Origin of the sequence: Paenibacillus mangrovi (assembly GCF_022898935.1) — a bacterium.
Taxonomy (GTDB): Bacteria; Bacillota; Bacilli; order Paenibacillales; family Paenibacillaceae; genus Paenibacillus_AQ; species Paenibacillus_AQ mangrovi.
This window is the reverse complement of the sequence record NZ_JALIRP010000006.1, coordinates 256701-271147: the sequence shown is the minus strand read 5'-3', so window position 1 is coordinate 271147 and position 14447 is coordinate 256701. Positions and strand designations below refer to the sequence as shown.

Here is a 14447-nt window from a genome sequence, read left to right as displayed (position 1 = left end):
TAGCCGGACATGCTCCGTCTTAACATGCCCCAAAGAAAGGGATATCATTTTTAAAAAATGGCAGCCTCATTTTCTGTTTATAAGTGTTAGGCCTTCTCGCGGCTCAAATGATCGACCATCCGCAGACGATCTTCCTCAGTCAGATTGCTTTCAACGTGGAAGCAGCCTGTGCAGATATACATATTTAACCGGAAAGGGGGCTTGATGACCGGAGCCTTAAGGGCGCTAAATTGCGTTGGAACAAAACCCTGATCCGTGATTTCCTGCGTCCCAGCCAGGATCATGTAGTCGCGGCATTTTGGACATTCCGGTACTTCTTCCTGTTCATCCAGAATCTTTTCAACGTTTTCCTCGTAATTCATCAGATCATGGCTTTCCTCGAATTTATCCAAGGTCCGTATGGATGGCGGAAGATGATGCTGCATATCCTCTTGCGCCCAGAATGACGTGTCATCCCCTTCTTCTCCATCTTCTACCCAGTCCGGTTGCTCTTCGTTATTCTCTTCTTCATCGCCGATTTGTATGTTTAAGGTACGGTATCCCTTTAGTTCATTCATACAGTAAGGGCAATTCTCTTCAGGTCCAATCTCTTCATCCCAGACAATCTCGGTCTGGCACCATGGGCACACAGTGGTATCCATTGCCATCATCTCCTCAATGTTTCTTTAAATAAAGAATGCCGACTGTAAAAAAGATTACAGCCGCAACAAATAAAACTCTCGACAGATTTTTCATGCCTTCCTCCCAGAAAAAACCTTATCATAAGTCAAAAAATGCAGGCCCCGATCACATATGACAGCGAAACGGAAATGAGCATCGAGAGGATCCCTACCGCCCGGTTATCCTTACGTATTTCCTCATCAACAGAAAAGAGGGGAGTTAAAAACTCAAACAGCAGGTAAGCCGCAAACAGCAAAATATAGCCGAAAAACGCCCACTTCATTGTATCGTAAATATTGGTTTTCCCTTCAATGCTGTATCTCATCACATTGCAAATGGCAAATATTTTACCGCCTGTTGCTAGAGAGACTGAAACATTGCCGCTTTGGATCTCCTTCCAGCTGTTATACCTGGCGACCAGCTCAAACAGATACAAAAATATAATCAAACCCAAGATCGCCACCGAGAAATAACCAATTAACATTCCCAGCGGATGGGCCAGCAGATGATCAACCCAACTTTTCATATCTCTGACCTCCTTCATTTATGACTGAGATGTATGCTCTTTTATTTCAGTTCTGCTACGGTTACACCTGTACCGCCTTCACCGTAGTTGCCCAGACGGAAACTTTTGATATGCTTATGCTTCCGAAGGTATTCCGTAATACCACTTCGAAGTATGCCTGTACCTTTACCATGGATCAGATAGATTTGTCCCAGATTGCCCAGGAAGGCTTCGTCAATAAACCGGTCAACTTCAATCAAAGCTTCCTCAAGATTCGCTCCCCGTAAATCCAGCTCGCTCCGAATGTTATCGTCACGCGTCCGCTTCACCGTCGTTGCTTGGCGCTGAGCCTGTTTGGCTACCGCTTCATGGGTTTGAACCAGCTCCAGATCATCCAGACTGACTTTCATCTTCATAATGCCGAGCTGCACGACCGCTTCCTTCGAGCCTGCCAGCTCAACCACGCTGCCCTTCTGGTTGAGGCTGTAGACCATAACCTCGTCGCCTGCTTCAATCTTGCGTGGAGTTTTTGCCTTGTTCCGTGACGGAGTTTTCTTTCGCTGCTGCGGTTCGGCTTCATCCAACATTTTGCGAGCGGCAATAAGTTTATGCTCTTTGACAGAAGCACCTTCTTCTTTAGCGAGCTGTCGCAAATCGCTGATGATTTCCTCCGCTTCTCGCTTGGCTTTGGCAATAACCTCTTTCGCCTCTGCCTTCGCCTTATCAATCAGACGGTCACGCTGCTCCTCGAGCTTCTCCAGCTCCTGCTGGTGTTTGGTGCGCAGCTGCTCCATTTCCTGGCGGAGCTTTTCCGCATGCTCTCGTTCCACTTCAGCGCCCAGACGGTTTTCCTCGAGGGAGGCGATCATATGCTCGACGCGCTGATCTTCTTCATTTACTTCCCCGCGGGCAAAATCCAGAATTTGATTCGGAAGTCCGAGACGTTCGGCAATCGCAAACGCGTTGCTTCGGCCTGGCACCCCGACAAGCAGCCGGTAAGTCGGACTTAGGGTATTGACATCAAACTCCATACTTGCATTAATGACCGCTTTCCGTTCATAAGCATACGCCTTCAGCTCACTGTAGTGAGTCGTCGCGACCATGCGGCAGCCCGTCTGATGTATATGCTCCAGAATCGAAATCGCAAGCGCCGAGCCTTCGGCCGGATCAGTACCCGCACCGACTTCATCCAGAAGTACAAGGCTTTTGGGTGTCATATTTTTCAAAATGCGAATAATGTTGGTCATATGGCTTGAGAAGGTACTGAGGCTCTGCTCAATGCTTTGCTCATCGCCGATATCCGCAAAAATGGCATCAAATACGCACAGCTGGCTGCCTTCCTCCGCCGGTACAAACAGACCCGACATCGCCATGAGGCTAAGGAGACCGATCGTCTTCAGCGTTACCGTTTTACCACCCGTATTCGGACCTGTAACGATAATGGACGTATACGAATTGCCAAGCTCGACATCGATCGGAACCACCTTGTCCATTGCGATCAGGGGATGACGTCCCTTGCGGAGTTTTAAATATCCCCGGTCATTCATTTTTGGCAAAGTCGCTTTCATGACGTGGGCCAATCTAGCTTTGGCAAAAATGAAGTCAAGCTGGCCAATCAAATCCAGATCGAACAGCAGCAGGTCAGCCTGATCACCAACCAACGCCGTCAGCTTTTGCAAAATAACTTCGATTTCGCGTTCTTCCTTCATCCGAGTCTCGCGCAGCTTGTTATTCATGGCCACAATGGATTCAGGCTCAATGAACAAAGTCGCACCGGAGCCGGACTGGTCATGTACAATACCACCGAAATAAGAACGGTATTCTGCCTTGACAGGAATAACAAACCGGTCGCCGCGAATGGTAACCAGCTGATCCTGCAGCATCTTGGCTACGGACGAAGAGCGGATCATGTTATCCAGCTTTTCACGAATTCTCGCTTCGCCGGAGCGGAGCTCACGCCGGATTTGGGCAAGCTCTGAGCTTGCCGAATCCAGTACATCGGCTTCTTCCGATATGCAAGCTTTGATGGTATCCTCAAGCGGTTTTTGCTCCGATATATTTTCGCTGATACTGGGCAAAAGCTTTAACGGCTCATCTTCGTTCATTTGCGTGATAAAACGTTTGATCCGTCTGGAACCATACGTCGTGTTGCCAATCGAGAGCAATTCATGGGGGCTTAAAGTCCCTCCGATTTTTGCCCGTTTCAATGCACCGGAAATATCACTGATCCCACCAAAAGAAGGCGTACCCTTCAGCCGCTCCACCGTATAAGCCTCATCAGTCGCCTGAAGCAGCCGTTTGACGGCTTCAAGATCCGTATCCGGTTTCAAGTTTTCCGTTATTTGCTTCCCCATGGAGGTCTGGGTATAACTGGAGCATTTATTTAAAATCTTGCGGTATTCCAGTGTGTGCAAAATTTTATCGTCCAAGAATTTCACTACTCCTCTCATACAATGCCTTTATTATATACGAAACCGCCGCGCCTTCGCCATTTGCGTTACAATTCCGCTAAAAATCGTCAACCCGGATACATAAGATTTCACGAATTGAATACAATAAACGTTGCATATAGAATTCATTTCATAATGAATGAGGCAGACGCATTATGAAATGATTTATCAAAGTATCTTCTAAGCAAAAGGAGGCCAAATGCATGAATTTTTTAGGTCATGTTGTACGATTTATCGTTTCGGCGATTGTACTTATGGTGGTCGGCTGGATCATTCCGCAATTCTCTGTTGGCGGATTCTGGAGCGCGCTCCTGCTGGCTCTGGTTATTGCTCTGCTTGGCTGGGCTGTTGAAGGAATCTTCGGCAAAGGAATATCGCCGTTTGGTCGAGGCATTATCGGCTTTGTAGTTAGTGCACTGGTGATATACGTCGCCCAGTTCATTGTTGGAGGCGTTCATATCACAATCCTTGGTGCCGTTCTTGCCGCGCTCGTCATCGGGATCGTCGACCTATTTGTTCCAGTCACGCCGTTCAGTGCAGGTAAAGATACAACCAGAACCTAAAAACCTGCCAAACATAACGGACAAGCTATACCGCTAAGTGGTGGCATACTCTCAAAAAAACACCCCCTGTTCCCATGGAACAGGGGGTGTTTCATTCGCAGCCTGTCGTGGATCAGATGGAATATGATTATCATTATATCTTAAAGAAAAGACAAACACACCTATTATATGTAAATATTTTGAAAATAATCCCCGCCTCATATATGTAATGGCGTATCGACGTGCGATCAATTCACTAATTCACTAATTATTCAAAACAGGAATGTTCCGGAGTTCCATTTTTAGGGTATGATGACTACTAGAATTGTCACAAAAAATTAATGTTTTGAGGAGGGTCACGATGAAAAAGACCATTGCTTTTGCTCTTTCCTGTATGCTTCTCCTGGTGCTGTCCGCTTGTGGAGGAGAAAAGGAAGACGCTTCGACTGCAAGCAGCGGTGTCAGCGACACAGGTGTTGCCCCCAGTGAAGAGCTGGTCATTAAAGCGACCAACTATGCTTTTGATAAACAAGAATATCATCTTAAAAAAGGTGTTCCCGTCAAAATTACGTTCGTAAATGAAGCAGGTACTCATGGTGTATTGATTCCTGCTCTTGATTTGCAGCTAGACAGTAAACATAAATCTAAAGTGGTAACTCCGGAGAAAGCCGGTACCTTTGATATGACCTGCTCCGTTTACTGCGGTACGGGACATACGGCCATGCTCGCCAAAGTGATCGTAGACGAATAGTCCACCTGCGCGGCAGACAACAAATCCCCTCATAGACCGTCAAGAAGGAACGACCGATCTGTTCCTACCTTTTGGTCTATGAGGGGATTTTTTAAAATCTGTCCTGAGACAACGATCAGCTTTGATCCTGTTCAATCAATTCGATCCATTCGTTGTACTCCGTTTGAAGCTTGGAATACTCATCTTGGAGCTGGCTGTGTTCTTCCTGCAGCTTATCCGTCTTCTCCTGCTGGATCTCAAGCTCCGCCTGCAGCAATCGGTATTGATGCGCTATCAGCTCGAAATTCTCGCCGACCTCGCGAAGCTCAGCAGCCGCTTGCTCCTTCTCGCTTTGCAGCTTGCCCAGCTGGTCCTCACCTGCAGCAATTTGGCGTCTCCATTCCTCCAGCTCGTCATGAAGCTGCTGCTCCCTGCTGCTCCAGTTGTCCTGGCGGTTCATCATTTCCTCCAGCTTTTCCTGGTAGGTCTGCATCGAAAGCTCGCTTTCGCGCAACAGCTCACGCTGTTCATTCTCTCGGCCTGCAGCTTCATCCAGCATCCGGGCCAGTTCATTCACCTTCCGCAGTGCATGCTCCTTCTCCTCCAGTACCATCAGGTACTCAAGTTCAGCGTCCTCCTGCTGACGTTTCATATCGCTGCCCTTCTGCTGAAGCTCATCATACTGCTTTTGCAGACCATGATACTGCTCTTTCAAGTGTTCGTATTGTTTTACCTGCTCTTGATAGAGCCGGTCCATATCGGAATATTTTTGTTCGGATTCCTTGAACTGGCGTTTGGCTTCCTGATAAGCCGATTCACGCTCCGCAAGCTCCGCGCTCAGCTGTTCGTATTTCCGGCTGCTTTCCGCGATGCTGCCCTGCAGTTCTTCATGCTCCAGCATATGCAAGTCATATTGATCTTTCAGCACCTCATGCTGCTGCAGGATCTCACCATGCTGCCGCTGCAGCTTCCGGTACAGCTCTTCTTTCTCTTCCATAGACTTCTGAAGATTCAGGAGATGCGATTCTTTCTGCTCTGCTGCCTGCTGAAGCTCCTGATACTGGGATTCGGCTGCGTCTAACGTCTGCTGAAGCTCCAGAGATTTCAATTCGCTTGCCTCTAGCGTCTGCTGCAACTCGAGATGTTGTACTCCACTTGCCTCTAATGCCTGCTCAAGCTGTCGTTGACGGTTCCCCTTCTCCTTCAAGGACTGCTGTAGCTGCTGTACCGTCGCCTCATTCGACTCGAGTGCGGCCTCATACTCCCGCAGCTGCTTTTCCTTCTCGACGAGAAGTTCCTTCTGTTCTTCAATCGAAAGCTCCTGCAGCTGCAGCGTCTCATCCAGATCTTCAAGCTTCTTGCTCTGCGAATCAATCAGCTGCTGCTGTTCTTCGAACTTTTGCTGCAGCTCCACAGATTTTTGCTCCGCGGCAGCGGCTCTCGTCGTCTCTGCTTCTGCTTGATCCTTCAAAACGCTGAGCTCATCATGGAGCGTCTTCATGCCGGCTTCAAGCGTATCATTCTGTTCTCCCGCTTCAAGCACGCGCATCTCGAGCTCACCGATCTCTTCCTTATGCTTATCCACCTGGCTGCGCCAGGAAGCTGACTCAGCCGTAAGCTTCTCAAGCTCTGACTTCTGCTTGGCAGAAGAAGCGCTGTATTCCTCAAGCAGCTTCTGCATCCGGCGCTGTTCCTCTTCCGAATGGGCAGCTTCTTCCTTCAGACGGCTGATCTGTCCGTTCAGGCGGACCTGCTGCTCCCTTAGCGTCTTCAGTTCTGTCTGGGAGACTTCCTCCTTCTTCAGAGCTGCCTGATGCTGTTCCTGCAGCTTGGCGTATGCATTCTTAGCCTGCTGCAGCTCCTCTTGAAGACTACGGAGCTTGCCTTGCAGCTGGGAGCTTCCTCCCCGGAGTTCATCCAGCTGCTTGTTCAGTCCGGCAAGTGCTGCCTGATGCTTCTTCTCAGCGTCCTGCTGGGAAGCTTCATATTTCTGCTGCGATTCCTTAAGTACGGTCTGATGTTTCGCTTCCGTATTCTTCAAGACTTCCTGGTGCTTCTGCTGCGCCGACTGAAGCGCGGCAGCGTGCCCGCGTTCAAGCTCCTGAATCGCTGCTTTATGCCGTGCCTCGAGCGACTGCTTGTCCCGCTGCTGCTGCTCGGCGACCTGCTTCTCCTTACGTTGCAGGGACTCCTTCATTTCCGTTTCCTTTTTCAGCGAAGCACGGGTATCTTCGAGTTCCTTCCCCAAAGTCGTCCGCGTCTTCTGCAGCTCTCCCGACAGTGAAGCCTTCGTATCTTCGAGCTGCTTCAAAAGGGCTGCCTTCTCCGCCCCCCACTGCTTACTAAGCTCTTCCTTCTCCCTCATGCCCGATGCATGTTCTTCCTGCAGCTTCGCATACAGCTCCTGCTGCTCGGCCCGGGATGCCTGAAGCGCCGCCAGCTCACTCCGCAGTTCGCTTCGCTCCCCGGTCAGCATCTTGACTTCGCTCTGGATAACCTGCATCTGGATCGCTTCTTCAGCCATATGTACGGCAGCCAATACGGCCAACTTAGGCGTATCCAGCCGGGAATGGCTTTTGGATATTAAATTCATTCGCTCATCGACATAAGTGGCAACCTTTTTCATATAGTCGGCACTGCTGCCTACCAGTTTATAAGTAGTACCGTAGATTTCCACGGTGACACGTGTACGATCAGGTGTAGTCACAGTTGTGCCCTCCTTCATATGTTGTTGACTCTGAGATGTCTGTTATTTTCGCAAAAAAGCCACATCGAATCATTATGTACATGGATTCGATGTGACTTCATTCAATTCCTGCTATTTTCTCAATTCCGCATGAAAAGTTTGCTCAAGCTGGCTGACAACGGCTGCATGCGCGGATGAAACCTCTTCATCCGTCAACGTACGCTCGTTATGGCGGTACACCGTGGAAATGGCAACGCTCTTCTTGCCTTCACCTAGCTTGCTGCCTGTGAACACATCGAATACTTGGACGGACTGCAGCAATTCACCGGCTGCTTCACGAATGATGGACAGCATCGCTCCCGCCTCGACGCTCTCGTCAACGACCACAGCGATATCACGCTCGGAAGCCGGGAAGCGAGGAAGCTCGCGGTAACGGATATCTTCGCCTGCATGATCATAAAGCGGCTGAAGCAGAATTTCCGCTGTATACACATCACCGATGCCGCGGTCCTGTTGCAGTTGCGGATGAACCTGACCCAGCGTGCCGATCAACAGCTGTTCGCCGCCGCCCTTGGTCAAGTATATGGATGCCGAACGGCCAGGATGGTATCCCTGCGGCTGGTTGGCCACATAGTTCACTGAATCCTGAAGTCCAAGATACTCAATTAAGGTTTCCAGGGCACCTTTCAGATCGAAGAAATCCACTACTTCCGGCGTTTGATTCCACTGCTTCTGCCCTCGGTTACCGCATAGCAGAAGTGATAATACCGGAATCTCTTTAGGCTGAGCCGTCAACTGCTCCTCTTTACTATAGAATACATTGCCTATCTCGAACAATGCAAGGTCATGCTGCTTGCGGTTCGCATTGTATGCCGCTACATCCAGAAGTTGCGGAATGATGCTGGTGCGAAGCACGCTGCGCTCCTCGCTCATAGGCATAGCCAGCTTGATGGCATGGCTTCCTTCAGTAAGAGCCGGGAACAGGGCTGTCAGATCCGGATGCGTGAAGGAGTAGCTAATCACTTCCTGCCATCCGCCATGCGTAAACAATTTCCGTACATCGCGGCGCATAGCCTGCGGCTTCGTATACGCGCCCGGAGTCGTCGGTCCCTCGATCGCCGTCGTCGGAATGTTGTCATATCCGTACAAGCGGGCGATCTCTTCAATCAGATCCACGTCACTCGTAATATCGCCGCGGCGCGTAGGAACCTTAACTTCCAGAACCCCCTGCGCGGTATCAGCACAGCTGAAGTGCAGACGGCTGAAGATGGTTTTCACTTCAAGCATCGACAGATCTGTGCCGAGGAAGCGGTTCAGCTTGTCGAAGGAAAGCACGATCACCTTGTCTTCCACAGCAGCAGTACCGGATTCCACAATGCCTTTGTGGACGGCTCCAGCTGCATAGCGGGCGATTAGCCCAGCCGCACGATTCAGAGCCGGAATGATCGCGCTTGGATCTACTTCCTTCTCAAAACGCAGGCTTGCTTCTGAGCGAAGTCCAAGCTGTCTGGAGGTTTTGCGGACAGTGCCGCCATCAAATTTGGCCGATTCCAGCAGGATGTTCACTGTGCTGTCCGTCACTTCGGAGCTGAGTCCGCCCATCACGCCGGCAAGGCCGACAGGCTTCACACCATCGGTGATCAGAAGCATGTGAGGCTCCAGCTTGCGTTCCTGGCCGTCCAGCGTTACCAAGGTTTCGCCTTCCTTGGCAAGACGGACGTCAATAGCTCCGTTCGTCAGCTGATCTGCGTCAAACGCATGCAGCGGCTGACCGTATTCCAGCATCACATAGTTGGTAATATCGACGATATTGTTGATTGGACGCACGCCTGCAGCCATCAAACGATTTTGCATCCACAGCGGAGATGGGCCGATTTTGACGCCAGTAATATATCTGGCGGCATAATGGCTGCAATGCTCTGGAGAGCTGACTTTTACTGAAATATGGTCGGCAGCCGCATCGCTAACTTCCACAAGCTCCTTCTCAGGAACCGGCAGCTTCACGTCGCGGCCGAGAATGGCTCCAACCTCATAGGCCGCTCCAATCATGCTCAGACAGTCGGAACGGTTCGGAGTGAGATCGAATTCCAGTACCTCATCATCCAAACCCAGCACCTGCGTGATCGGCATACCGATCTGCGTCGATTCCGGCAGTACCAGAATGCCTTCCTGCTGTTCCTTCGGCAGCAGCTTATCATTCATGCCCAGCTCTTTAGCTGAACAGATCATGCCTTGTGATAGCACACCACGCAGCTTGGCTTTTTTAATATCCAGACCACCAGGAAGCTTCGCTCCCACCAATGCCACAGGCACCTTCTGGCCTGCATCTACGTTTTTGGCGCCACAGACAATTTGAAGCTCTTCTTCCTGACCGGCGTCCACGATGCAAATGTTAAGCTTATCCGCATCCGGATGCTTTTCTTTACTTTTCACATAGCCGACAACGACTTTGGTAATTCCTTTGTTGCGGTTTTCAATCTCGTCGATTTCGATTCCCGCACGCGTAATTTGCTCAGCCAGTTCCTCGGCTGCCACATTTTCAAGCGACACATAGTCCGCTAACCATTCTGTTGATACTTTCATCCCGGGTCCCTTCCTTCTTTCCTTATTCGCTTAGCGCTTCCGATCCGTTTACTTGCGGGCAAACTGCTTCAAGAATGCCATATCACTGTTATAGAAATGACGAATATCATCAATGCCGTATTTCAAAATCGCGATCCGCTCCACGCCCATGCCGAATGCAAAGCCGCTGTATTTTTCCGGATCATAGCCGCCCATTTCGAGTACCTTCGGATGCACCATGCCGCAGCCTAAGATTTCCAGCCATCCGGTATGCTTGCACATCCGGCAGCCGCTGCCACCGCATTTTACACAGGTTACATCTACTTCCGCACTTGGCTCCGTGAACGGGAAGAAGCTTGGACGGAGACGAATTTGGGTGCTCGGACCGAACATTTCCTGAACGAATTGCAGCAGCGTGCCTTTCAGATCGCTCATGCGGATATTTTCGCCGATGACGAGGCCTTCAATCTGGTTGAACTGGAAAGAATGCGTGGCATCATCATCATCACGGCGGTATACTTTGCCCGGGCAGATGATTTTAACAGGCACTTCGCCCTGCATTTTTTCCATCGTGCGGATTTGCACCGGGGAAGTCTGCGTACGCATGAGCAGCTCTTCCGTGATATAGAAGGTATCCTGCATATCGCGAGCCGGATGGTTCTTCGGCAAATTCAGCGCTTCGAAGTTGTAATAATCCGTTTCCACTTCGGGACCTTCGGCAATATGATAGCCCATTCCGATGAAAATTTCTTCGATCTCCTCAATGACCTTGTTCAGCGGATGAATGCCGCCTTGCGTCATTTTGCGTCCTGGCAGCGTCACGTCGATTTTTTCCGCCTGCAGGCGCTTCTCGGTTTCGGCCTTCTGGAATGCTTCCTGCTTGGATTCGATCACCTCTTCGATGGCACCGCGCACCTCATTGGCAACCTGACCGATGACCGGACGTTCTTCTGCGCTCAATGCGCCCATGCCCCGCAAAATTTCAGTCAGCGCACCCTTTTTGCCCAAATATTTGACGCGCAGATCGTTCAGCTGCTGCACATCCTCTACTCCCTGCAGCTGATCTAGTGCCTCCTGCCGCAGCGCTTCGAGTTTTTCCTTCATCTCTTCCTGCCTCCTTCTCAAAATAAAACGTACCCATAATCGTCTCCCCGGCTGTTGGAAGCGATCCAATGAAAAACAAAAAAGGCCTTTTCTCCCGGAAAGGGACGAAAAGACCGTGGTACCACCCTTGTTAGAACAGCATGCCGCCCGGTGCCGGGCAAACGAAGCCTGCTCTCACTTTGATCGTTGTAACGGTACGAAGACCGGTATCCCCTACTGCCACCTGCCGATCGTTCGGACAAAAGGTTCAGGGAACTGCTCCGGAGGGAATTTCGGCAGCCTGTTACTGTAGAAACGCTCTCAATCTACGGCGTCTCCTCCCTGTAAAGTGGCACTGCTTACTTGTCTCCATCATGGCATTTGAATTGTTGATTGAAGCACATCATATGACGTTATATTCATGTTGCACACTATAGTCAACTATTATAAGTAAAAAAGGCGGCTCTGGCAAGTCATCCATGGTTTGTTTGCCGGATGTTTACAGGCTCTCCAATTCTTTGCGAAGCAGCCGAATTTCCCGAATGCGCTCCTCGCTACCTTCCGGATCCTCGATGCCGAGCAGCCTTGCCACTTCCCATTCCATCGCAAGCCTCCGGTTCTCCCGGTCCGTTTCCTCCTTGATTACGCCGCCATGCCTCGCCAAACGTTCCTCTTCTTCCTCCACCGTGCCTTCAAACACCTCCGGCTCTTTCTCCGGGGAAAGCGTCAGGAGCCGGTTGGCCAGCTTGCGGACGAGCATGCGGTCATGAGAAACCACCATCAGAGCCCCTGGATATGCAGCTAGCGCTTCCTCCACGACCTCGCGGGTCGAAATATCGAGATAGTTCGTCGGCTCATCCAGTACCAGCAGATTGGCACCACTGAAATAGAGCTGCACGAACGCTGCCCGGCATTTCTCGCCCATGCTGAGATCGCCGATGCGCTTAAACACATCCTCTCTGGAAAAAAGGAAGCAGCCCAGGATCGTGCGCGCATTCGTCTCTGTCATATCAGGCAGGCGAAGCAGGCTGTCCAGCAGCGTCTCATCCTCCCTTAAGCCTTCAAGCTCCTGTGAAAAGTACCCCGTGCTTACGCCCGGATGAACCCAAATCCTGCCTTGGTCCGGCTCAAGTTCGCCGAGAACCAGCTTCAGCAGCGTTGATTTGCCGCTTCCGTTAGGTCCTCTAAGCGCCATCCGGTCTCCCCGGGATAACAATAAATCGAGTCCCTCGAACAGCTCCATCTCTTCATAAGCGAACGATATTTGTTCCAGACGCAGGAGGACTCGGGCCGCAAAACCTCCATCTCCCAGCTGCATGCTAATTTTGGCGGCCTCGCGCGGCTTCTGCACGCTTTCCTGCTCTAGCCGCTCCAGTTCCTTCTGCTTGGCATGGTATCTGGATATGTTTTTCTTCGCCTTCGCTTTATAAAAAGGAGTGGCAGCTTTGGTCTCCGTGTTTTTATGGGCAGAGCCATCGGCGCGGATAAACCATTCCTGATAACGCCGGATCGATTCCTCCAACGCTTCCTTCGCCTGTTTTTGCTTTTTGTAGAGCGTCTCCTGCTCCCGCAGCTCCCGCTCTTTCTCCCGCTTGTAATCCGTGTAGCTGCCTTTGTATTTCTTGACGCCGGTACTGGACAATTCACAGATCCCCGTCGCGACATGGTCCAGGAAGGTCCGGTCATGAGACACGAACAGCACGGTGCCTTCGTAACGATTCAGCCATTGTTCTAGCCAGTTCATACTGTCCTCGTCCAGATGATTTGTCGGCTCATCCAGCAGCAGAAATGCCGGACGCTTAACGAGTAGGGCCGCAAGTCTGACTCTCGTCTTCTGCCCGCCGCTTAAATCGGCAAAAGGAACCTGCCATAATTCCTCCCCGATGTTCAGCATGGTAAGCACCTTCTCAACCTCAACCTCCCACTGGAAGCCATCCAGCTGTTCATAACGCTCCATCGTTTGGCCATACGCCTCGAGCAGCCGACCATTCTCTGAAGCGGCAGGATCCGCGAGCTCTTTTTCCAGCCTGCTAATTCTCTGCTTCAATTCCCACAGTTCCCCGCTGTCGAAGCCGGCCGCAGCAAGCGTCGTCAGGGACAGCAATGACTCAGAGCTCTGCTCCATCATTCCCCACTGTGCAAGCGGCAAGCCGCGCTCCACAGTTCCTTGGTCGGGCGCCAGCTGTCCGGTCAGCACCTTCAGCAGTGTCGTTTTTCCCGCCCCGTTCACACCGAACAGAGCAAGCCTTTCTCCTTCAAATATTTCAAAATCCACCTTTTCAAAGATGGTTTTCCCTTTAAATTCTTTGGCAACATTCTTCGTTTTTACAATGTTCATCATATACGCATCACCCTTTTGAGCAGAATTAAGAAAAACATCTATCGACGTACGTTCACAGAAGACAGACCGCTTTTGAATGTAGTTTTTCTTGCGATTATAGAATGGTTCAGCTCCGCTGAAATTTTGTAGATTCTATAATCTTAAGAAAAACATCTATCGACGTACGTTCACAGAAGACAGACCGCGTATAGCGGAAGTTTTTCTTGCGATATAAGGATGTGATCTCTTCGAAGTTTATACTTCCTTATATCTAAAAAAACCGCAGGCAGACGGCCTACGGTAGGGGTTCGAAATGAGATGATGCCTATGATGAAATAAGGACAGGCGGAATCTGCTGCCTTGAACGCCAAAGCTCAAGACTACTTCCGCTAACAAACACTTGAAAAAAACGCAGAAAAAAAGCATTTCCGCATCCATGATCAAGGCCCACGAGTCCCCCAAAATAGACATAGCAATCCTATTCCTCTTCCCTACGCTTGGCGCAGAGACTGCCTGATTACAACATTGTGATGTTGGAGTGCAGATTAGAGAGAACAGTCATGTGTATCCATTGGATGTGTGGTTACCTCTTTTTCATTAGGATGTAATGCTTGATGCCATTTTAACAAATTTTCCACCAGATGGAAAGCCCGAATAAAGGCCAGCGTACATCTCCGGATGTATAAAGCCGTAAGAAAATCAGTATCAGGAAGGATTCGAGCCGTCACTCCACTGCTATTCTGTACTTATTACAAAATAATTATGAGGTGGTAAATGATGAACGAGCAAAAGACCATCCCTGAACAAGCAGGAATGGTCTTTATTCGTCTAATTAGCGTCAAAATGCTTCCGGCGGCTTATAGCCAGAAAAGTGCAACCTCACCGACATTGTCACTTTAGATCTCTCGA

The 14447-nt window shown here is 50.2% G+C and carries 10 protein-coding genes and 1 other annotated feature; of the genes, 3 read left to right on the top strand and 7 right to left on the bottom strand.

Going from position 1 to position 14447, the window contains the following annotated elements; genetic code table 11:
- Window positions 1-86 precede the first annotated feature (86 nt).
- From MUG84_RS16530 to MUG84_RS16520, 3 genes are all read right to left on the bottom strand, one after another.
- Window positions 87-641 (bottom strand): hypothetical protein, encoded by a 555-nt coding sequence (locus MUG84_RS16530; RefSeq protein ID WP_244726611.1) that lies wholly within the window; start codon window positions 639-641, stop codon window positions 87-89.
- Between the two features lie 125 nt (window positions 642-766).
- Entirely contained in the window at window positions 767-1186 is a 420-nt protein-coding gene (locus MUG84_RS16525) for a DUF350 domain-containing protein (RefSeq protein ID WP_244726609.1), read from the bottom strand.
- Between the two features lie 41 nt (window positions 1187-1227).
- The gene (locus MUG84_RS16520; protein WP_244726607.1) at window positions 1228-3594 is read right to left on the bottom strand and encodes an endonuclease MutS2; all 2367 of its coding nucleotides are present in this window, start codon (window positions 3592-3594) and stop codon (window positions 1228-1230) included.
- A 224-nt stretch (window positions 3595-3818) separates the two neighbouring features.
- Here MUG84_RS16520 and MUG84_RS16515 point away from each other — a divergent pair, with 224 nt between their 5' ends.
- Both MUG84_RS16515 and MUG84_RS16510 read left to right on the top strand, forming a co-directional pair.
- Window positions 3819-4178, top strand: coding sequence for a phage holin family protein (locus MUG84_RS16515; protein ID WP_244726605.1), 360 nt, complete (start codon window positions 3819-3821; stop codon window positions 4176-4178).
- A gap of 340 nt (window positions 4179-4518) precedes the next feature.
- The gene (locus MUG84_RS16510) at window positions 4519-4908 is read left to right on the top strand and encodes a cupredoxin domain-containing protein (RefSeq protein WP_244726603.1); all 390 of its coding nucleotides are present in this window, start codon (window positions 4519-4521) and stop codon (window positions 4906-4908) included.
- Window positions 4909-5023: 115 nt separating this feature from the next.
- On the opposite strand, the gene zapA is transcribed toward MUG84_RS16510, so the two are convergent.
- From zapA to abc-f, 4 genes are all read right to left on the bottom strand, one after another.
- On the bottom strand, window positions 5024-7594 hold the full coding sequence (gene zapA / locus MUG84_RS16505) for a cell division protein ZapA (RefSeq protein WP_244726601.1): 2571 nt from the start codon (window positions 7592-7594) through the stop codon (window positions 5024-5026).
- A gap of 111 nt (window positions 7595-7705) precedes the next feature.
- The gene (gene pheT, locus MUG84_RS16500; RefSeq protein ID WP_244726599.1) at window positions 7706-10156 is read right to left on the bottom strand and encodes a phenylalanine--tRNA ligase subunit beta; all 2451 of its coding nucleotides are present in this window, start codon (window positions 10154-10156) and stop codon (window positions 7706-7708) included.
- Between the two features lie 48 nt (window positions 10157-10204).
- Window positions 10205-11239, bottom strand: a complete 1035-nt coding sequence (pheS, locus tag MUG84_RS16495) for a phenylalanine--tRNA ligase subunit alpha (RefSeq protein WP_244726597.1) — start codon at window positions 11237-11239, stop codon at window positions 10205-10207.
- A gap of 97 nt (window positions 11240-11336) precedes the next feature.
- Window positions 11337-11603 (bottom strand) — a binding site (T-box leader).
- A 114-nt stretch (window positions 11604-11717) separates the two neighbouring features.
- Entirely contained in the window at window positions 11718-13559 is a 1842-nt protein-coding gene (abc-f, locus tag MUG84_RS16490) for a ribosomal protection-like ABC-F family protein (RefSeq protein WP_244726595.1), read from the bottom strand.
- A gap of 753 nt (window positions 13560-14312) precedes the next feature.
- Between abc-f and MUG84_RS27330 the strand changes: the two genes are divergently transcribed.
- Complete coding sequence (locus tag MUG84_RS27330) at window positions 14313-14438, top strand: hypothetical protein (protein WP_280521354.1); 126 nt, start codon at window positions 14313-14315, stop codon at window positions 14436-14438.
- Window positions 14439-14447: the final 9 nt, after the last annotated feature.

Bases quoted from the DNA above. Each gene is read 5' to 3' on its own strand.
- MUG84_RS16530 (WP_244726611.1), bottom strand. From the start codon at position 641: ATGGATACCACTGTGTGCCCATGGTGCCAGACCGAGATTGTCTGGGAT.
- MUG84_RS16515 (WP_244726605.1), top strand. From the start codon at position 3,819: ATGAATTTTTTAGGTCATGTTGTACGATTTATCGTTTCGGCGATTGTA.
- MUG84_RS27330 (WP_280521354.1), top strand. From the start codon at position 14,313: ATGATGAACGAGCAAAAGACCATCCCTGAACAAGCAGGAATGGTCTTT.
- abc-f (WP_244726595.1), bottom strand. From the start codon at position 13,559: ATGATGAACATTGTAAAAACGAAGAATGTTGCCAAAGAATTTAAAGGG.
- MUG84_RS16525 (WP_244726609.1), bottom strand. From the start codon at position 1,186: ATGAAAAGTTGGGTTGATCATCTGCTGGCCCATCCGCTGGGAATGTTA.
- MUG84_RS16510 (WP_244726603.1), top strand. From the start codon at position 4,519: ATGAAAAAGACCATTGCTTTTGCTCTTTCCTGTATGCTTCTCCTGGTG.
- pheS (WP_244726597.1), bottom strand. From the start codon at position 11,239: ATGAAGGAAAAACTCGAAGCGCTGCGGCAGGAGGCACTAGATCAGCTG.
- pheT (WP_244726599.1), bottom strand. From the start codon at position 10,156: ATGAAAGTATCAACAGAATGGTTAGCGGACTATGTGTCGCTTGAAAAT.